Annotated in this window: 20 protein-coding genes; 11 read left to right on the top strand and 9 right to left on the bottom strand. The window is 61.7% G+C overall.

Annotated features, from left to right (window positions below):
* Positions 1-43 precede the first annotated feature (43 nt).
* The 4 genes from radA (at position 44) to RXV86_RS04640 (ending at position 4,031) form a co-directional block, all read left to right on the top strand.
* Positions 44-1,411 (top strand): DNA repair protein RadA, encoded by a 1,368-nt coding sequence (gene radA / locus RXV86_RS04655; protein ID WP_316297864.1) that lies wholly within the window; start codon positions 44-46, stop codon positions 1,409-1,411.
* Positions 1,412-1,441: 30 nt separating this feature from the next.
* Positions 1,442-2,005: a CvpA family protein gene (locus tag RXV86_RS04650; RefSeq protein ID WP_316297863.1), complete on the top strand. Its 564-nt coding sequence runs from the start codon at positions 1,442-1,444 to the stop codon at positions 2,003-2,005.
* Between the two features lie 126 nt (positions 2,006-2,131).
* Positions 2,132-3,586, top strand: a complete 1,455-nt coding sequence (purF, locus tag RXV86_RS04645) for an amidophosphoribosyltransferase (protein ID WP_316298448.1) — start codon at positions 2,132-2,134, stop codon at positions 3,584-3,586.
* Positions 3,587-3,719: 133 nt separating this feature from the next.
* Complete coding sequence (locus RXV86_RS04640; RefSeq protein ID WP_316297861.1) at positions 3,720-4,031, top strand: amidophosphoribosyltransferase; 312 nt, start codon at positions 3,720-3,722, stop codon at positions 4,029-4,031.
* A gap of 10 nt (positions 4,032-4,041) precedes the next feature.
* Here the strand turns inward: RXV86_RS04640 and RXV86_RS04635 are convergent, their stop codons facing one another.
* Positions 4,042-4,350 (bottom strand): hypothetical protein, encoded by a 309-nt coding sequence (locus tag RXV86_RS04635; RefSeq protein ID WP_316297859.1) that lies wholly within the window; start codon positions 4,348-4,350, stop codon positions 4,042-4,044.
* Between the two features lie 123 nt (positions 4,351-4,473).
* Between RXV86_RS04635 and RXV86_RS04630 the strand changes: the two genes are divergently transcribed.
* The 4 genes from RXV86_RS04630 (at position 4,474) to RXV86_RS04615 (ending at position 7,923) form a co-directional block, all read left to right on the top strand.
* The gene (locus RXV86_RS04630) at positions 4,474-5,115 is read left to right on the top strand and encodes an SDR family oxidoreductase (protein WP_316297857.1); all 642 of its coding nucleotides are present in this window, start codon (positions 4,474-4,476) and stop codon (positions 5,113-5,115) included.
* Between the two features lie 106 nt (positions 5,116-5,221).
* Positions 5,222-6,001: a 5'/3'-nucleotidase SurE gene (surE, locus tag RXV86_RS04625; RefSeq protein WP_316297856.1), complete on the top strand. Its 780-nt coding sequence runs from the start codon at positions 5,222-5,224 to the stop codon at positions 5,999-6,001.
* On the top strand, positions 5,998-6,651 hold the full coding sequence (locus RXV86_RS04620) for a protein-L-isoaspartate(D-aspartate) O-methyltransferase (RefSeq protein WP_316297854.1): 654 nt from the start codon (positions 5,998-6,000) through the stop codon (positions 6,649-6,651). Before surE ends, RXV86_RS04620 begins: the two co-directional genes overlap by 4 nt.
* A 57-nt stretch (positions 6,652-6,708) precedes the next feature.
* Positions 6,709-7,923 (top strand): LysM peptidoglycan-binding domain-containing protein, encoded by a 1,215-nt coding sequence (locus RXV86_RS04615; protein WP_316297853.1) that lies wholly within the window; start codon positions 6,709-6,711, stop codon positions 7,921-7,923.
* Between the two features lie 13 nt (positions 7,924-7,936).
* On the opposite strand, the gene RXV86_RS04610 is transcribed toward RXV86_RS04615, so the two are convergent.
* The 4 genes from RXV86_RS04610 to RXV86_RS04595 are packed head-to-tail and all read right to left on the bottom strand — an operon-like array spanning position 7,937 to position 10,613.
* Positions 7,937-8,779, bottom strand: coding sequence for an ATP-binding protein (locus RXV86_RS04610; RefSeq protein ID WP_316297851.1), 843 nt, complete (start codon positions 8,777-8,779; stop codon positions 7,937-7,939).
* Positions 8,776-9,819, bottom strand: coding sequence for a twin-arginine translocase subunit TatC (locus RXV86_RS04605; protein ID WP_316297849.1), 1,044 nt, complete (start codon positions 9,817-9,819; stop codon positions 8,776-8,778). Before RXV86_RS04605 ends, RXV86_RS04610 begins: the two co-directional genes overlap by 4 nt.
* Entirely contained in the window at positions 9,816-10,391 is a 576-nt protein-coding gene (tatB, locus tag RXV86_RS04600) for a Sec-independent protein translocase protein TatB (RefSeq protein ID WP_316297848.1), read from the bottom strand. Before tatB ends, RXV86_RS04605 begins: the two co-directional genes overlap by 4 nt.
* A 6-nt stretch (positions 10,392-10,397) precedes the next feature.
* A complete protein-coding gene (locus RXV86_RS04595) occupies positions 10,398-10,613 on the bottom strand; it encodes a twin-arginine translocase TatA/TatE family subunit (RefSeq protein ID WP_316297846.1) in 216 nt (71 codons plus the stop codon).
* A 227-nt stretch (positions 10,614-10,840) separates the two neighbouring features.
* Between RXV86_RS04595 and cobA the strand changes: the two genes are divergently transcribed.
* Genes cobA through RXV86_RS04580 form a run of 3 tightly spaced genes read left to right on the top strand, consistent with a single transcriptional unit; the run spans position 10,841 to position 14,263 of the window.
* Positions 10,841-11,701, top strand: coding sequence for a uroporphyrinogen-III C-methyltransferase (gene cobA / locus RXV86_RS04590; RefSeq protein ID WP_316297844.1), 861 nt, complete (start codon positions 10,841-10,843; stop codon positions 11,699-11,701).
* Positions 11,702-11,708: 7 nt separating this feature from the next.
* On the top strand, positions 11,709-12,986 hold the full coding sequence (locus RXV86_RS04585; protein WP_316298447.1) for a cobyrinate a,c-diamide synthase: 1,278 nt from the start codon (positions 11,709-11,711) through the stop codon (positions 12,984-12,986).
* A gap of 44 nt (positions 12,987-13,030) precedes the next feature.
* A complete protein-coding gene (locus tag RXV86_RS04580; RefSeq protein ID WP_316297843.1) occupies positions 13,031-14,263 on the top strand; it encodes an MFS transporter in 1,233 nt (410 codons plus the stop codon).
* A gap of 60 nt (positions 14,264-14,323) precedes the next feature.
* On the opposite strand, the gene RXV86_RS04575 is transcribed toward RXV86_RS04580, so the two are convergent.
* Genes RXV86_RS04575 through cimA form a run of 4 tightly spaced genes read right to left on the bottom strand, consistent with a single transcriptional unit; the run spans position 14,324 to position 17,810 of the window.
* On the bottom strand, positions 14,324-15,082 hold the full coding sequence (locus RXV86_RS04575) for a squalene/phytoene synthase family protein (protein ID WP_316297842.1): 759 nt from the start codon (positions 15,080-15,082) through the stop codon (positions 14,324-14,326).
* The gene (locus RXV86_RS04570) at positions 15,079-15,471 is read right to left on the bottom strand and encodes an alpha/beta hydrolase (RefSeq protein WP_316297841.1); all 393 of its coding nucleotides are present in this window, start codon (positions 15,469-15,471) and stop codon (positions 15,079-15,081) included. Before RXV86_RS04570 ends, RXV86_RS04575 begins: the two co-directional genes overlap by 4 nt.
* The gene (locus RXV86_RS04565) at positions 15,468-16,184 is read right to left on the bottom strand and encodes a class I SAM-dependent methyltransferase (protein WP_316297839.1); all 717 of its coding nucleotides are present in this window, start codon (positions 16,182-16,184) and stop codon (positions 15,468-15,470) included. Before RXV86_RS04565 ends, RXV86_RS04570 begins: the two co-directional genes overlap by 4 nt.
* 12 nt (positions 16,185-16,196) lie before the next feature.
* The gene (cimA, locus tag RXV86_RS04560; RefSeq protein ID WP_316297838.1) at positions 16,197-17,810 is read right to left on the bottom strand and encodes a citramalate synthase; all 1,614 of its coding nucleotides are present in this window, start codon (positions 17,808-17,810) and stop codon (positions 16,197-16,199) included.
* Positions 17,811-17,855 lie beyond the last annotated feature (45 nt).

Raw genomic sequence — 17,855 nt, 5'->3', positions numbered from 1 at the left:
TTGATGTTTGACGGCACCCGCGCTCTGATGCATCACCGCAGCCATGGCAAAAACCCCTAGTTTCACCTGTTCAAGCTGCGGCGCGCGTTACACCAAGTGGTCCGGACGCTGCGACAATTGCGGCGAATGGAACACCATCGCCGAAGAGACCGCACTGTCTTCGGCTGGTCCGGCGAAAAAATCGCTGGGCAACGCACGTGGCAAGGCCATGGCGCTCAGCGATCTGAGCACGCAAGAGACCCCGCCGCCGCGCACCACCAGCGGGCTAGGAGAGTTGGACCGGGTTCTGGGCGGCGGGCTGGTGCCCGCCTCGGCGATCCTGGTCGGCGGAGATCCCGGCATCGGCAAGTCGACGCTGCTGTTGCAGGCTGCTGCAGCTTTCGCCCGCAAGGGTCTGAAAACAATTTATGTTTCCGGAGAAGAGGCCAGCGCCCAGGTGCGCATGCGAGCCAACCGCCTCGACTTGACGGATGCCCCGGTACAACTGGCCGCCGAAACCAACCTGCGCGACATCCTCACCACGCTCGAGGCCGAGCGCCCGGCGCTGGCCATCATCGATTCGATTCAGACGATGTGGGCCGACAATGTCGACAGCGCCCCCGGTTCGGTTAGCCAGGTCCGCGCCGCCGCGCATGAACTGACCAGCTTTGCCAAACGGGTCGGCATCTCTGTCATCCTGGTGGGTCACGTCACCAAGGAAGGCCAGATCGCCGGTCCCCGCGTGGTCGAACATATGGTCGACACGGTGCTTTATTTCGAAGGCGAGCGCGGTCATCAGTTCCGCGTGCTGCGCGCTGTTAAGAACCGTTTCGGCCCGGCGGACGAGATCGGCGTGTTCGAAATGACCGGCAACGGCCTCGCAGAAGTCCTCAACCCCTCGGCCCTGTTCCTCAGCGAACGCGGCGACCCGACACCGGGCTCAGCCGTCTTTGCAGGGATCGAAGGAACGCGACCAGTTCTCGTGGAATTTCAAGCGCTTGTGGCCCCCAGTCCGCATTCCCAACCGCGCCGCACCGTAGTCGGCTGGGACGGAAGCCGCCTTGCCATGATCCTCGCCGTTCTTGAGGCGCGTTGTGGTATCCCGTTTGCCGGGCTCGATGTCTATCTCAACGTCGCCGGCGGTATGAAGGTCAGCGAACCTGCAGCCGATCTGGCGGTGGCAGCGGCTCTGCTGTCCGCGCGAGAAGATGCCGCGCTCCCTGCAGATACCGTTGTCTTCGGCGAAATCAGCCTCTCGGGCGCCCTTCGCGCGGTGTCCCAGACGGAAAACAGGTTGAAAGAAGCGCAAAAACTTGGTTTCACCTCTGCAATCACGCCAGCGGGTGGGAAATCTGCCCCGTCCAGTGATATGAAGCTGACGAAGATGCGCGATCTGGCGAGCTTCGTCGGGGAAACATTTGGCGCAGGTTGAGGCGCGGCAACAGGACTAGAGGGAACACCCATGGAAGGTTTCACCATCATCGACGGCGTTGTTGCGCTCATCATCGTGGTCTCGGCACTGTTGGCCTATTCGCGCGGCCTTGTGCGCGAGGCGCTGGCAATTGCCGGTTGGATCGTGGCCGCCATCCTTGCCTTCATATTCGCCCCGCAGGTGCAACCGCTGGTCAAAGAGGTCCCCATGCTGGGAGATTTCCTGGCTGACAGCTGCGAACTTTCGATGATTGCCGGCTTTGCCGCCGTCTTTGCCGTCGCGCTCGTGGTGGCAGCACTGTTTACGCCCTTGTTTTCCTCGCTGGTTCAACGCTCTATCCTTGGCGGGCTTGATCAGGGGCTGGGCTTCCTGTTTGGGGTTTTGCGCGGCATCCTGTTGGTTGCCATCGCCTTTTTCGTCTACGAAACCGTGGTAACAAGCCAGGATATCCAGATGATCGACGACTCGCGCTCGCATCGCGTGTTCTCGCGCTTCACCGGTAAGATCGAAGAGAACAACCCGGACGAGGCGCTTGGCTGGATCACGCGCCAATACGAAGAACTTGTCGGGTCCTGTTCGCAACCGTCACAATAAAATTGCCGCAGGTGGACTGCGCAGGGTTTCTTTTGTGATCCTTTCGTGACATGGCCCGTCTGAGCCCGTATGAACGGGTCAGTTGCCAAAACGATGGATTCGGAGCTGCTCACCGTGCCCTTCCAGATGCCGCCTGCCCACCCTTTCGATGACGACAAACTGAAAGAGGAGTGCGGCGTATTCGGCGTTATCGGCGTGACCGATGCAGCGAATTTCGTGGCGCTCGGCCTGCACGCCCTGCAGCACCGCGGCCAAGAGGCCGGCGGTATTGTCAGCCACCACCCCGACTATGGGTTCAACAACGCCCGACGGTTCGGCTATGTCCGCGACAACTTTACCAAGCAATCGCTGATGCAAACCTTGCCTGGGCCGCTTGCCATCGGCCACGTGCGTTATTCCACCGCCGGTTCGAAAGGGGCAGCGATCCGCGACGTGCAGCCGTTTTTTGGCGAGTTCTCCATGGGCGGCGCCGCCATTGCCCATAACGGCAACATCACCAATGCCAACGCTTTGCGCCGTGAACTCATCGAACGCGGTTCGATCTTTCAAAGCTCCTCGGACAGCGAATGCATCATCCACCTGATGGCGCGATCTCTGCAACGCAACATCCCCGAGCGGATGGAGGATGCTTTGCGCCGTGTCGAGGGTGCCTTTTCTGTTGTAGCCATGACCCGGACCAAGCTGATCGGCGTGCGCGACCCGTTGGGGGTGCGCCCGCTGGTGCTGGGACGTCTGGCAGATGGCGGCTGGGTGCTGAGTTCGGAGACCTGCGCGCTCGACATCATCAACGCCGAGCTGGTGCGCGAGATCGAACCGGGCGAAATGGTCGTGATAACTGAAAAGGGGATCGAAAGCCATTTCCCGTTCCGCAAGCAATCGGCGCGGTTCTGCATTTTCGAACATGTTTATTTTTCCCGCCCCGACAGCATCATCGGCGGCCGCTCGGTCTATGAAACCCGCCGCCAGATCGGCGTGGAACTGGCCCGTGAAACGCCAGTCGAGGCCGACCTGGTTTGCCCGGTGCCCGACAGCGGCACCCCGGCCGCCATCGGCTATGCCCACGAAAGCGGGATTCCGTTTGGCATGGGCATCATCCGCAACCAATACATGGGCCGGACCTTCATCGAACCGACCGAGCAGATTCGCAACATGGGCGTGCGCCTGAAGCTCAACGTCAACCGTGCCCTGATCCGGGGCAAACGCGTGGTTCTGGTGGATGACAGCGTCGTGCGCGGCACCACCAGCCGCAAGATCAAGGAGATGATCCTTGATGCCGGTGCCGCCGAAGTGCACTTCCGCATCGCAAGCCCGCCCACCGCGTGGCCCTGCTTCTATGGCGTCGACACCCCGCAACGCGAAAAGCTTCTGGCCGCAACGATGAGCGAAGAAGAAATGCGCGATCACCTCAACGTCGATAGCCTCAAGTTCATCTCACTGGACGGGCTCTATCGCGCCGTGGGCGAGGCTTCGGGCCGTGACGCATCCTGCCCGCAGTATTGCGACGCCTGCTTCTCAGGCGAATACCCGGTGGCCCCGTCGGACATGATCGAAAAGGGATTCGAGCTGAAAGCGGCCGAGTAACCCGTCATTTCGGCACCTTTCCGCCAGGCTTTCGCAGAACTACTGTCAGGGCCTTTCGCACCTGCAGCATGATCCATATCTGCACGCTTCCTGAAGCAATCAGATAGCCGAGCCCATCAACGAGCCCATCAACATGTCTCAATCCAACACAGCCGCGCGGGGCCGCAACGAGGCCGCGCGCCTGGCCACCACCTCCGTAGCCATCGATCTCAAAGGCCTCGTGCTTCTTGGCACTTTCGGCAGCAAAGGCAGCCCGGGCGCGCTGCTGCGCCTGCCGAATGGCTCGGTTCAGCGCATCGCGCCTGGTGACGTCGTCGCTGGCCGCAGGGTCGCTGCAATCAGCGACGGCGAGGTGGTTTTCACCGCCTCCGGGCGCAACAGGTCGCTTTTCCAACCCGGCGAGCACACCCCTGCCGCCCAATCGAACCGTGGCGGAAGCCGCTGATTCAGAATGATCAGCTGACCACCTGGCACCGGCGCCACTCTTCCGGGTCGCGGCCTTCGTAAGTCAGCACCATCTGCTCTTCGGACAGCTGCTGCATCCGCACCACCAGCCCTGCACCCTCTTCGCCATCGGGCACAATAAACTCGTAGCTGTGACGCCCATAGACGCCGTGGGTGCGTTGCCCACCAGGTGTGACAATCTCCTCTCCTTCTATCCGCAAATGCGCGCCCAGCGGGGAGCACCAATCTCCGCTGATCTCATCGGCCTGCGCCGCCATGGCGGACAGACTCAGGGCCAGTCCGGCTAGAAGCTGTTTCATGTCGTTCTCCAATCTCTGCGGTTGATCATGTCGCAGCTCTGACCGCGCGCCAAGCCCTTCAGACACTGGACTATTGCCCGCCGCTCTGGAATACCGCCACCAAGCCAATGACGGAGTAGCCCCATGTCCGAGAAAATCGCCCTCATAACCGGAGCCTCGCGCGGGCTTGGCGCGGGACTGGCCGAAGCGCTGTGCGACACGCATCACATCGTTGCTGTGGCCCGTACCACCGGCGCACTGGAAGAGCTGGATGACCGCATCCAGGCCAAGGGCGGCAAGGCAACGCTGGCGCCGATGGACATCACCAACCCTGACGCGATGGCCCAGCTATGCCGCTCGATCTATGATCGCTGGGGCGGCGTCGACACCTGGGCCCATACCGCCATTCATGCCGCCCCCCTGACCCCAGCCGATCACATCGACGCCAAGGATTGGGACAAGTCGGTCTCGATCAACGTCGCGGCCACCGGCACCCTGATCCGTTTCGTGGCGCCGCTTCTGGGCTGCGACGGCACCGCACTGTTCTTCAACGACCCGCGTGGTGGCGAGAAGTTCTTTGGCGCCTACGGGGCCACCAAATCCGCGCAGATCGCCCTGGCACAAAGCTGGGCCGCGGAATCGGTCAAGTCCGGTCCTAAGGTCCATGTCCTTTCGCCGAAACCGTTGGCCACGGCCAACCGAGCCCGGTTCTTCCCCGGCGAAGACCGCAGCCCGCTGGCTGCCCCCCGCGACGAAGCCCTGCGCCTGTTGGGTGAAATCGGCTGATCCGGGCAACACACCTCACCACAATCGCAACGGAAATGTTTCTGGCCCGCTTGCCCCATGGGGCGTTGTCCACTAAGGCAAATGACAGGGTAACAGGGGCCGAACCATGCGCATTCTCATCACCAATGACGACGGGATCAACGCACCGGGCCTCGTGGTCATGCAGGAGATCGCTGAAGCTCTTGCTGGCCCCGATGGCGAGGTCTGGACCGTGGCCCCCGCGTTTGAGCAATCCGGCGTTGGCCATTGCATCAGCTACACCCACCCGATGATGATCAACAAGATGGGCGACCGGCGCTATGCTGCCGAGGGCAGCCCGGCCGATTGCGTGATGGCCGGCATTCACGAGGTTCTGGGGGAAAAGCCGGACCTGATCCTCTCCGGTGTCAACCGTGGCAACAACTCGGCTGAAAACGCGCTTTACTCCGGCACGTTGGGTGCGGCGATGGAAGGCGCATTGCAGCGCGTCACCTCCTTTGCCCTCTCACAGTATCTTGGACCGCAGAATTTCCACGCTGATGATCCGTTTGAGGCCGCCCGCGTCTATGGTGCCGAAGTTATCCGCAAGGTGCTGGACGCCGCCCCCGAAAACAAAGACGACTACCGTCTATTCTACAACATCAACTTCCCGCCCCAACCCGCTGATCGTGTTCTGGGTACGCGGGTCGCCGCGCAAGGGTTTCGCCGCCACACCCGGTTCTCAACCGAGCCGCACCGCTCGCCCTCGGGACGCAAGTTCCTGTGGATCAAGGGCGGCGAACAGCACCGCCCGACCGAACCGGGCACCGACGCCGCAGTCAATCTGGACGGTTACATCTCGGTCACGCCAATGCGTGCCGATCTTACGGCGCATGACATGATTGATACGCTGAAAGGCATCGAATGAGCGCGGGCAACGACATCGCGGAACGCAAAATGCAGTTTCTTTTTGCACTGCGCTCCAAGGGGGTGACAGACGCGCGCGTGCTTGAAGCGATGGAAAAGATCGACCGCGGTCCTTTTGTCCGCGGCCTCTTTGCTGAACGCGCCTACGAGGACATGCCGCTGCCGATCGCCTGTGGCCAGACCATCTCGCAACCCTCGGTCGTCGGACTTATGACCCAGGCACTCGAGGTCAGCCCGCGAGACAAGGTTCTCGAAGTCGGGACCGGCTCAGGCTACCAGGCTGCCATTCTCAGCCAGTTGGCGCGCCGGGTCTACACTGTTGACCGCCACCGCCGCCTGGTGCGGGAAGCGAGCGAGATATTCCGGGCCATGGACCTGACCAACGTCACCACCATGACCAGCGACGGGAGCTTCGGCCTGCCCGAGCAGGCACCTTTTGATCGCATCATCGTGACCGCCGCAGCCGAAGACCCGCCAGGGCCGCTCTTGGCCCAGTTGAAAATCGGGGGTATCATGGTCGTGCCGGTGGGCCAGTCGGACGCGGTGCAAAGCCTGATCAAGGTGACCAAGGGCGAGCACGGATTCGACTACGAAGAGTTGCGCCCGGTTCGGTTTGTGCCTTTGCTGGAAGGTCTCGGCAGAGACACTTGATAAATGGTAAAGAAACCCAGAGCCCCGGCAACAAGGGGTCGGAGTGAGGATATCGAGATGCGGATTTCTATCAGACCCGCCCCCTATTTTTTGGCCATCGGCGCGCTGGCGCTAAGCGCCTGTGACCAGCCTCTGGACCTCGATCTGCGCGGCGCCTTCGGTGGCGGGCTGAATACCGCCGATGCGGCCCGGCAGGCCACAGCGAAACGCCCCAAACCCGATGATCGCGGTGTGATTTCCTACCCAAACTACCAGGTGGCCATTGCCAAGCGTGGCGATACGCTGGCCGATGTGGCTGCCCGCGTGGGCACCGATGCAAATGCCTTGGCCAGGTACAACGGCATCGCCACTACCGATCTCCTGCGTCCCGGCGAAGTGGTCGCCCTGCCCCGTCGCGTCGCGGAACCCTCTCCGGCGACCGGTTCGGCCACTACGGGCCCGATCCAGCCACCCGGCGTGGACATCACGACACTGGCCTCGAGCGCCATTGCCAGGGCCGACAGTCAGAAGGTGGAAACCACCACCTTGCCCGCAGCCACGCCACCGCCCGAGCCCAAGATCGCCCGTGGGATCGAACCCAAGCGCCACAAGGTGCAACGTGGTGAAACCGCCTATACCATTGCTCGTCTCTATGGCGTATCGGTGCGATCCCTGGCCGAATGGAACGGGCTGGGCAGTGACTTTGCCATTCAGGAAGGCCGCTATCTGCTGATCCCGGTGCCCGAAGTTGCACCACAGAAACCCGCGAAGAAGCAACAGCCCGAAACCGAACCTCCCGGCACCGGTACGCCAACCCCAACACCACCCAGTTCAACCCAGCCGCTGCCCAAGGAAAGCACCAAACCGCTGGCCGAGGCCAAGGCAGAAGCCAAAACCACCACGACCGACCTGGGCAAGACTCAGACCAAGGTCTCAACCGGCAGTGGCAAGCTCGCCTACCCGGTCCAGGGCAAGATCATCCGCGAGTTCGTGAAGGGCAAGACCGATGGAATCGACATCGCCGCCGCTGCCGGCACGTCGATTACCGCGGCCGAGGCCGGAACCGTCGCCGCGATCACCTCGGACCCAGATCAGGTGCCGATCATCATCGTGAAACACGCCAAGAATCTGGTGACGGTCTATGCCAATGTCGCCAATATCGCCGTCAAGAAAGGCGATAAGGTCAGGCGCGGCCAGAAACTCGCCGCGATCCGCTCGGGCAAAAGCTCTTACGTGCATTTCCAGGTACTGGAAGGCTTCGACCGCGTCGATCCGATGCCCTATCTTAAGTAACCGGTCGGTGGCCCTATCGCAGGGTCACACCTTTTCGTCCGGCCAGGTCGGTCACGTATTGCCAGGCCACCCGACCCGATCGCGCCCCGCGCGTCGCCTGCCATTCAATGGCTTCGGCACGCATTTCCTCGTCAGAGATATCGATGCCGTAATGGTCGCAATAGCCTTGGATCATCGTCAGGAACTCGTCCTGGGTGCAGGGGTGGAAGCCCAGCCACAGCCCGAACCGGTCCGACAGCGACACCTTTTCCTCGACCGCCTCGGACGGGTTGATCGCCGAGCCACGCTCGTTCTCGATCATGTCACGTGGCATTAGGTGGCGGCGGTTCGAGGTGGCGTAAAACACCACGTTGACAGGCCGCCCTTCGATCCCGCCGTCAAGAACCGCCTTCAAAGACTTGTAGTGCTGGTCATCATGCGAAAAGGACAGGTCGTCGCAAAACAGAATGAACCGTTCCGACGCCCCGCGCAGCACGTTCAGCAGGCGCCCGACCGAAGGCAAGTCCTCGCGTTGCAGCTCGACCAGTTTGAGTCCGGCATGGGTGGCTTGCACATCCGCATGCACTGCCTTCACCAGCGAAGATTTGCCCATGCCCCGCGCACCCCAAAGAAGTGCGTTGTTGGCCGGAAGACCGGCAGCGAATTGCTGTGTATTGGCCAACAGCGTGTCCCGCGACCGATCCACGCCGAGCAAAAGCGACAACGGCACCCGGTTGACCTCGCCCACCGGCTCAAGCCGGTCGGGCTCCACATGCCAGACAAAGGCCGATGCGGCAGAAAACTCCGGGGTGTCCAGCGGCGCGGGCGACAATCGCTCCAGCGCCGCGGCGATCCGGTTTAGCGCGATGTCACTCACTTGGTGTCATCGACCATGCCGGGGTCGTCCTCGTCGTCTTCATCGGCGTCGAACTCGTTGAACAGCGGATCGTCGAACGCCTCACCTTCGCCGAAGATGTCCTCCGAGAGGTCTTCTTCGCCTTCTGGGTCTTCGCCTTCCTCTTCATCGTCCTCGAACCACAAGCCCTGCGCCCGCAGCTCGACTTCACGTTTCTTCTCGACCCGCGCCACAAGGAAGATCGACACTTCATAGAGTCCATACACTACGGTGAAGAGAATGAGCTGCGTCACCACGTCCGGCGGGGTCACAAGTGCGGCCAGCACCAAAATGCCGACCATGGCGTATTTGCGCACGTTGCCCAAGCCCTTGGCATTCACCAGCCCGGCCTTGCCCATCAGGGTCAGAAGCACCGGAAGCTGGAAACACAGACCGAAGGCGATAATGAATTTCAGCGTGATATCCAGCGATTCATTGACCTTGCCGAAGAACGTGACCCTGATACCCTCGTCGGTTTCCGGCACCACCGCGGCATCGGGGGGCAAATCTCCTGCCGCGCCGGACAGGAGGTTGGCAAAGATCGAACTGACATCGGCAAAGCCGAGGAAGAAGTTCATCGCCAGCGGTGTCACCACCAGATGCGCAAAGGCTGCGCCCAGAAAGAACATGAAGGGCGATGCGATCAGAAACGGCAGAAAGGCGTTCTTTTCGGTCTTGTAGAGCCCCGGCGCGATGAAGCGCCACATCTGGAACGAGATCACCGGGAAAGCCAGCACGAATCCGAACACCATCGATATTCGGAAAAGCGTGAACAGGTATTCTTGGGGTGAGGTATATTGCAGCGTCGGCGACGGGTCGCCCAGGTCGCGCAGGGTCGCTTCGATCGGTGCCAACAGGAATTGCAGGATCGGTTCGGCCACGACAAAGGCCAGACAAATGCCGACCACGAAGGCCAGAACCGATCGAATCAGCCGCGTGCGTAGCTCGGCCAAATGTTCGATCAGCGGGGCCGAGCTTTCTTCCATCTCGTCATTGTGTTCGGAGGTGTCGGTCTGGCTCATGCTTTGGAACCGCTTTTCTTGGTCGCCGTCTTAGTCGCCGTCTTGGTGGTCGCCTTTTTCGCTGCCGGTTTCTTCGCTGCCGGTTTCTTGGCCGGGGCCTTTTTCGCCGCAGGTTTTTTTGCCGGGACCTTCTTGGCCGGTTTTGCCGCATCCTCAGTCGATTTCGCGACCTCGGCCTCTGCCTGCTTGGCCGCCTCTTCGGCCGCCTTGCGTTCCAGCGCTTTCTTCGCCGTCGCCTCGTGGATCTTGTCCGCGGCGTCCTTGCGTTCGGCGGCCAGTTTGCCGGTCTCGCTGTCAGGGTCGATATTGGTCAGAGCGCTTGTCGCATCTTTCACCGCATCCAGCCCCATTTGCTTTGGGTTGGTGATGTTCTTCAGCGATTTGGCGGTTTCCTTGACCCCGGCCTCGTCGGCGGCGTCCTCCATGGCGCGGCTGAACTCGCGGGCCATGCCGCGCGCCTTGCCAACGAACTGCCCGACCTTGCGGAACAGCATCGGCAGGTCCTTGGGGCCGACCACGATCAGCGCAACGACGCCCACAACCAGAAGCTCGGACCCACCCAGGTCGAACATGTGCGCTTAGACCTTGTCTTTTTCGTCTTCGGGGGTGACGTCCTTGGCCGCGTCAGCCGCCTGGTCTTCAAGCTCCTGGGTGCCTTCGTTGATGCCCTTCTTGAACGACGTGATGCCTTTGCCAACTTCGCCCATCAGCGAGCTGATCTTGCCACGTCCAAACAGGACCAGAACCACGATTGCGATCAGAAGGATGCCGGGAAGGCCGATATTGTTGAGCATTGTGTCTTCTCCCTAGTTCGAGCAGCACGGTCGCAGCGCCGCCCAAAATGTCTGTTGCAGAGTTATCTAGTGGCTTGAACGCCGGGATAAAAGGCCGAAACTGCGCCTCGTGTGGCGGAAAATGCGCAATTTTCTGCCGGGGGCCCGCCGGAACGCCCCATCGAGACGGTCAAACAAGGGCGAATTGACGCTCTTTCCTTGGCTATTCCGGCGCGGCATAAGGGGGCATGACCGATTCAGATACCAAGATATCGTTGCCCGGCCAGGACTGGCCCGTTCTCGAACCCGGCTGGGTATGGCTGTGCGGCGCAGGCCCAGGCGATCCCGGGCTTCTGACCCTACATGCCGTAAACGCTTTACGCCAGGCCGACGTCGTTGTTTACGATGCGCTGGTCGAGGACAGAATTCTTGATTGGGCGCCGCAGGCCGAACTTGTCTATGCTGGCAAGCGCGGCGGCAAGCCCTCGGTGAAACAGCGCGACATTTCGCTGCGTCTGGTGGACCTCGCCAAGGAAGGCAAACGCGTGCTGCGGCTCAAGGGCGGCGACCCATTTGTTTTCGGACGTGGCGGCGAAGAGGCCCAGACCCTGATCCAGCACGGCGTCAACGTGCGCATCATTCCCGGCATTTCCGCTGGCATCGGCGGGTTGGCCTATGCCGGCGTGCCGGTCACCCACCGCGACGTGAACCAGGCCGTGACTTTTGTCACCGGCCATGACCAGTCGGGGGAAACCCCGGCCTCGCTCAATTGGGACGCACTGGCCAAGGGAGCTCAGGTGCTGGTGATCTATATGGGCATGAAACATGCCGAGCGGATTGCGAATGCTCTTCTGAAGGCAGGCAAACCCACCGATGAACCAGTCGCCGTGGTCAGCCAGGCCACCACCAAGGATCAGAAGGTCCTGGAAACCACGCTGGGCAACTTGGCGGCAGATATTGAGACAAGCGGCATGGAACCCCCCGCCATCGTCTGTGTCGGACGGTCTGTGTTGATGCGGCAAGTTCTGGACTGGCAGGGGCTGGCCCGCGGCGAGCCCCCGCGAAATCTTGACCCGCTTGGACGCGGCAAACCCGCTGAACAGGGCTGAGCCCACCATGCCGGGCGTGCTGATCGCGGCACCCGGATCGGGTGCAGGCAAGACCACCGTCACGCTGGCGCTGTTGCGGTTGCTCAAGACCCTCGGCCATGACGTGCGCGGCGCCAAATCCGGCCCCGACTACATTGACCCCCGCTTTCACGAAGCCGCCTGCGGAGCAGAGTGCCTGAACCTCGACGCTTGGGCGATGGTGCCAGACCGGCTACGTATCTTGGCCGCAGGCAACGGGTTTTTGGTTGTCGAAGGCGCCATGGGCCTGTTTGACGGCACCCCACCCGCTGGCAAAGGGGCTGCGGCCGATGTGGCGCAGTCCTTGGCCATCCCCGTGGTTCTGGTGGTCAATGCCAGCCACATGGCGCAATCGGTGGCTGCGTTGGTGCGTGGTTTCGCAGCGCATGACCCGCGGATCACGATCGCTGGGGTGATCCTCAATAATATCGGCTCGGACCGGCATGAACGCCTGTTACGACTTGCGCTTGAACCATTGGGCGTGCCGGTTTTGGCCGCACTTCACCGCAATCCCGACCTGACCCTGCCTTCGCGCCATCTGGGCCTTGTGCAGGCGGGCGAGCGAGCCGATCTCGACGCGTTTCTCGACAAGGCAGCGATTGAGCTGGGCAAAAGCCTCGATGTCGACAGGCTCCTGCAAATCGCACAACCAGTGCGCCCAGCCAAAACGCCGACCGCCAGGCTTCGTCCTCCGGCGCAGACCATTGCCATAGCCCGCGACCAAGCCTTCGCCTTTGCTTATCCGCATATGCTGAACGATTGGCGCACAGCCGGTGCCGAGCTGCGCTTTTTCTCGCCGCTGGCCGATGATCCGGTACCCGAGGCCGATTTCGTCTATCTCCCCGGTGGCTATCCCGAATTGCATGCCGGACATCTCAGCACGGCAAAAATCTTTTTGACAACCCTCAGGAACGCCGCGCAATGCGCTGAAATATATGGAGAATGCGGCGGATACATGACACTTGGCGAGACCCTGATCGACGCTCAGGGCGTGGCGCATGCCATGGCCGGGTTGCTCCCGCTTGCCACCTCCTTCGAAAAGCGCCGCTTGCATTTGGGCTATCGTAGCCTAACTGCCCTGCGCGGCCCATTCCAGGGCAGCTTCAACGGGCACGAGTTTCATTACGCCACCACGCTCAAGACAGACGGCACACCTCTTTTTCGCGCAAGCGATGCCGAGGGCATGGCCCTGCCCGACATGGGGCTCGTGAACGGTAAAGTGGCGGGCTCGTTTGCCCACCTGATTGACGTGAAACACCCGACGTAAGGTGCCGCTTGCAGCCCTGCCGCGAAACCGTTAGGCGGGACGGCATGACCCTAGCGACCGCCTCACCTGCCCCGCATGACGACAGCCGTGCCAAACGCAACGTGATCATCCTCACGTTGGCGCAGGCCATTCTGGGCGCGCAGATGCCGATGATTTTTACCATCGGCGGGTTGGCGGGGCAGTCGCTTGCGTCCAATGCCTGTTTTGCAACCCTGCCGATCTCGCTAATCGTTCTCGGTTCGATGCTGGCGGCGACGCCGGTGTCGATGATTATGCAGAAATGGGGCCGCCGCACCGGATTCTTCCTTGGCGCTGCCTTCGGTGCATTGGGTGGCATCGTCGGGGCTTATGGGCTCTATCAAGCCTCGTTCCCGATCTTTCTGACAGGCTCGCTTCTGACCGGCGTCTACATGTCGGCACACGGGTTTTACCGCTTTGCTGCCGCAGATACCGCCAGTGACGAGTTCCGCCCCAAGGCGATCTCCTATGTCATGGCTGGTGGGCTGGCCGCTGCGATCATCGGCCCGCAGGTGGTGAAATTCACCGCCGAAGCGATGGTGGTTCCCTTCATGGGTACCTACCTTGCGGTGATCGTCACCAACGTTCTGGGCTCTGCCTTGTTCCTGTTCCTCGATATACCGACACCAAAACCGCCAGCCGAAGGTGCACCGGTGGGCCGCACTCGGCGCGAAATGATCACAACACCGGTCATCACGGTCTCTGTGATCGTGGCGATGGTATCTTATGCACTAATGAACCTGGTCATGACCTCGACGCCCCTGGCCGTGGTCGGTTGTGGCTTCGAGACTGGTACGGCGGCCAATATCGTCAGCGCCCACGTGCTGGCCATGTATGTGCCCAGCTTCTTTACCGGCCACCTGATTGCCCGGTTCGGGATCAAGACGATTATGGCGACAGGTCTTGTCATCCTTGCGGGCGCGGGTGCGGTGGCGCTTCAGGGCGTAGCATTGGAAAACTTCTACATTGCCCTGATCCTGCTCGGCATCGGCTGGAATTTTGGCTTCATCGGCGCCACGACTCTGCTGGCGTCTTCGCATGCCCCCGAGGAACGCGGTCGGATGCAGGGCTTGAACGACGTGATCGTATTTGGGGGCGTGACCATGGCGTCACTCGCCTCAGGCGGGTTGATGAACTGTTCGGGTGGTGATGCCCAGGCCGGCTGGGCCAGCGTCAACCTCGCTATGGCCCCGTTCCTGATGCTGGCTGGCGGCGCGCTGATCTGGTTGTGGTTCCGTCGCGACGAGGATTTGGTCTGAACCGCTCTTCCGTCCTGGCGGACGGCCTCGCGAGGCGGACCGTCACGTCCGAAGAGCAATCTACCAGGACTTGAGAACGACTGCCCGTAGCAAAGACAGGCTCTCCGCCATCGGCCCCGGCTCCAACCTCCCCGCGAGAACCCGACCGGGATTGGCCCGCGCGCTTTTCAACACTCGCCGCGTTCCCGCCACGGCATAGAAGGCCGGTTGCGCCGTTTTGACGATACCACGAGCCTCATTCAAAGCCACCAGCCCTTCAGTCGCCAGAGCCGCAATCGCCGCGTCGCTTTCATCCGGCAAGGGAGATTTGCCATGCGCCTTGAGTGCAGGCACTGCCCGCAACCAATTCGCCAGACCTTGCGCAAATCCCGCCGCCCGTGCCGGAGCCGCGTCGCCCTGCCCTAACATCCCCGCCGCCACTTCAAGCACGGTACCCGACGTAGCCTCCAGATACCGGCACAACGCCACGCCGTCGGCAAAGGGATCGTTATAAACATCATGAAACCGTGCCTCGACCACGGCTTGCAAATCCAGCGCCTGCGAGGATGTGATGGAGAGCGCCAGGGGCACCACCACCTCGTGTTTATGCACCGCTCCGCCCTGGGCAATCTCGCCCAACGCGTCGATCCACCACTGCAAGCGTATCTCGGCGATTCCAGGTTCCGAGGTCACGTACGGCGCGCGGGCGATTTCGACATTGAAAGCATAAAGGGCGAACAATCGCTCCCGCACCCCCGGCGGTGCCGCCATCACCGCACGAAACCGCGCCGGGTCACCCCGCTCAACAATTTGTGCACAAGCGGTAAAATCGTCAATCATCGCAGGAACTCGCGGATCAGGTTCAGTGTCTCGGGCGCGTCCACCACCGCCAGATGGCCTAAGTCAGGAACGACCTCGTAGCGTCCCTTCGTGGACAACGGTTCCATGGTCGGTTGATATAGCGAAGCGATAAAAGACTCGTCCTCTGCCCCGGCAATCAGCAGGAACTCCGGCAATTCGTCCCCGTTCGCCGCGGTAAAGGTCGCCTGGAGCTCTTCCACGCCGTTGGGCGGACGTAACATCCAAGGCCGATCTAATATTGCTTCGAAATCAAGTGATTGCGCGTTGCCCTTCAGGCTCTTGGGTGATTGCGACAAGATCAAACCCAGCGCAATGGCAAAGTAAATTGCAACGGAAATCGCGAGGAATTTTGTCACTCCGGTAATCATGCCGGTTCCACCACAAACAACTGATAGCCAAAATCCGCCCGATGCGTGCGCCAGATAGCAATTTCCTGTTCGGCCTCGTCAATCGCCACTTGCAGCGCCTGATCAATACCCCCCGCTGCCCACAGCTCGGCAATCCGCGCCTCCTGCGGCTGGTAGTAGGTCTCCCAGGCCGTATCGCCCACCGGGCGCGAGGCCAGAACCTTGTACCCCGCCGCAACAACCTGCGCCGAAATTCCCGCCGCATCGGTGATCGGATATCCCTCGAACAGTGTGTTCACTGCCTCGGGCGGATCGGGACGAAACAGGCAGGCCTGCGAAAACGCCACCACGCCAACCGGTGCCAAGGCCTGCCGCCAGCCGGTCAATGCCTCTGTGACGCCGATGAAATAGATCGCCCCGGCAGACCAGATCAGGTCGAACGGGCCGTCCTGCACCATCATATCACCGACAACGCCATTTACCTTCGGATCGCCGGCAAAGCGTGCATTCAACGTATCGATGAAGGGCGTGTGGCTGTCCACCGCAACGATTTTAGCCCCGGGCATGGCCCGACGCAACGCGGTCACATCGCCCCCGGGCCCTGACCCGGCATCCAGAACACGCGCCGCACCCGCCATTCCGGCCTTGGCAACGGCCCATTCCACATCACCGTCACAACCGGGCCCCTCGCGTGGCAACCCGTCATGCAGGCGAAAGAAACCCTCCATGTCCATCTCGGGTGCCCCTTACGAACCAGTATCGCGCAAGATCTTCCAGTTGATCGCATCGAGAAGCGCATCGAAGGACGCATCGACGATGTTAGCGCTGACCCCCACGGTCGACCAGCGCCGCCCCTGCCCGTCCTCGCTGTCGATTATGACGCGGGTCACCGCCTCGGTCCCGCCCTGGGTGATGCGCACCTTGAAGTCCACCAGCCGCATGTCGTCAGTCATCGCTTGATATGGACCAAGGTCCTTACCCAGCGCCTTGCTGAGCGCGTTCACAGGACCACGGTCAGAACCGCTCTCGTCCAGCGACTCGCTGACCGAGAGCTTCTTTTCCCCGTCGATTTTCACCACCACCACGGCCTCGGAGAGGCTCACCATGCGGTTGTACTTGTTCTTGCGCCGCTCGACGGTGACTTTGTAGCGCTTGACCTCGAAGAACTCGGGCAAAAGCCCCAGTTCGCGCCGCGCCAGCAATTCGAAAGATGCTTGGGCGCTGTCATAGGTATAGCCCGCCGCTTCACGCCGCTTGATCTCGTCGAGGATACGCGGCAGCGCCGGGTTGTCCTTTTCCACCTCAAGCCCGGCATCGGCAAGTCGGCGGCGCAGGTTCGACTGCCCCGCCTGGTTCGACATCGGGATGATGCGCGCATTGCCCACCGTCTCGGGATCTATGTGCTCATAGGTCGTCGGGTCCTTGAGGATCGCACTGGCATGCAGCCCGGCCTTGTGGGCAAAGGCACTGGCCCCAACGTAAGGCGCCTGGCGCAATGGCACCCGGTTCAGGATGTCATCGAGTTGCCGCGAGGCCAGCGTCAGGGTTTTCAGCGCCTCAAGCGTGATCCCGGTCTCGAACTGGCTGGCATAGGGTTCCTTGAGCAACAGCGTCGGAACGAGCGTGGTCAGGTTCGCATTACCGCAACGCTCGCCCAGCCCATTCAGCGTGCCCTGCACCTGCCGCGCACCTGCATCAATCGCGGCCAACGTGCCTGCCACGGCGTTTTCCGTATCGTTGTGCGTGTGAATGCCCAGACGGGTACCGGGAATACCCGCTTCGATCACCGCGCGGGTAATGTCGTGGATATCCTGCGGCAGGGTGCCGCCATTGGTGTCGCACAGAACCACCCAGCGCGCGCCGGCCTCATAGGCCTCGAGCACACATTCCAGCGCATAAGGTGCATTGGCCTTGTAACCGTCAAAGAAATGCTCGGCGTCGAACAGCGCCTCACGGCCCTGCGCCTTGATATGGGCCACACTGGCGCGGATGTTTTCGCAGTTTTCCTCCAGCGCGATACCCAGCGCGGTGCGCACGTGGAAATCATGGGTCTTGCCGACAAGACAGACGGCGGGGGTTCCGGCGTTCATCACCTCGGCCAACACGTCATCATTTTCGGCGGACCGACCGGCCCGCTTGGTCATGCCAAAGGCAGTGAAGGTGGCGTTGGTCTTGGGAGCCTCGGCAAAGAAGTCGCTATCGGTCGGATTCGCCCCGGGCCAGCCGCCCTCGATGTAATCCACCCCCAGCGCATCCAGCGTTTCGGCGATCTGCTGCTTTTCCGGGGTCGAGAACTGCACGCCTTGCGTCTGTTGACCGTCGCGCAGTGTGGTGTCGTAGATGTAAAGGCGTTCAGTCATGTTGGCCCCCTTCCCCGGAGGTGTGCATGCGCCATGCTTGACCTC

It is taken from the genome of Aliisedimentitalea sp. MJ-SS2 (assembly GCF_032586155.1).
GTDB lineage: Bacteria > Pseudomonadota > Alphaproteobacteria > Rhodobacterales > Rhodobacteraceae > JAWHTC01.
Note: the sequence above shows the minus strand (reverse complement) of the source record. Positions and strands in the feature narration are given on the sequence as shown.

Coding starts and splice junctions, on each gene's coding strand:
- radA (WP_316297864.1), top strand. CDS start 44: ATGGCAAAAACCCCTAGTTTCACCTGTTCAAGCTGCGGCGCGCGTTAC.
- RXV86_RS04650 (WP_316297863.1), top strand. CDS start 1,442: ATGGAAGGTTTCACCATCATCGACGGCGTTGTTGCGCTCATCATCGTG.
- purF (WP_316298448.1), top strand. CDS start 2,132: ATGCCGCCTGCCCACCCTTTCGATGACGACAAACTGAAAGAGGAGTGC.
- RXV86_RS04640 (WP_316297861.1), top strand. CDS start 3,720: ATGTCTCAATCCAACACAGCCGCGCGGGGCCGCAACGAGGCCGCGCGC.
- RXV86_RS04635 (WP_316297859.1), bottom strand. CDS start 4,350: ATGAAACAGCTTCTAGCCGGACTGGCCCTGAGTCTGTCCGCCATGGCG.
- RXV86_RS04630 (WP_316297857.1), top strand. CDS start 4,474: ATGTCCGAGAAAATCGCCCTCATAACCGGAGCCTCGCGCGGGCTTGGC.
- surE (WP_316297856.1), top strand. CDS start 5,222: ATGCGCATTCTCATCACCAATGACGACGGGATCAACGCACCGGGCCTC.
- RXV86_RS04620 (WP_316297854.1), top strand. CDS start 5,998: ATGAGCGCGGGCAACGACATCGCGGAACGCAAAATGCAGTTTCTTTTT.
- RXV86_RS04615 (WP_316297853.1), top strand. CDS start 6,709: ATGCGGATTTCTATCAGACCCGCCCCCTATTTTTTGGCCATCGGCGCG.
- RXV86_RS04605 (WP_316297849.1), bottom strand. CDS start 9,819: ATGAGCCAGACCGACACCTCCGAACACAATGACGAGATGGAAGAAAGC.
- tatB (WP_316297848.1), bottom strand. CDS start 10,391: ATGTTCGACCTGGGTGGGTCCGAGCTTCTGGTTGTGGGCGTCGTTGCG.
- RXV86_RS04595 (WP_316297846.1), bottom strand. CDS start 10,613: ATGCTCAACAATATCGGCCTTCCCGGCATCCTTCTGATCGCAATCGTG.
- cobA (WP_316297844.1), top strand. CDS start 10,841: ATGACCGATTCAGATACCAAGATATCGTTGCCCGGCCAGGACTGGCCC.
- RXV86_RS04585 (WP_316298447.1), top strand. CDS start 11,709: ATGCCGGGCGTGCTGATCGCGGCACCCGGATCGGGTGCAGGCAAGACC.
- RXV86_RS04580 (WP_316297843.1), top strand. CDS start 13,031: ATGACCCTAGCGACCGCCTCACCTGCCCCGCATGACGACAGCCGTGCC.
- RXV86_RS04575 (WP_316297842.1), bottom strand. CDS start 15,082: ATGATTGACGATTTTACCGCTTGTGCACAAATTGTTGAGCGGGGTGAC.
- RXV86_RS04570 (WP_316297841.1), bottom strand. CDS start 15,471: ATGATTACCGGAGTGACAAAATTCCTCGCGATTTCCGTTGCAATTTAC.
- RXV86_RS04565 (WP_316297839.1), bottom strand. CDS start 16,184: ATGGACATGGAGGGTTTCTTTCGCCTGCATGACGGGTTGCCACGCGAG.
- cimA (WP_316297838.1), bottom strand. CDS start 17,810: ATGACTGAACGCCTTTACATCTACGACACCACACTGCGCGACGGTCAA.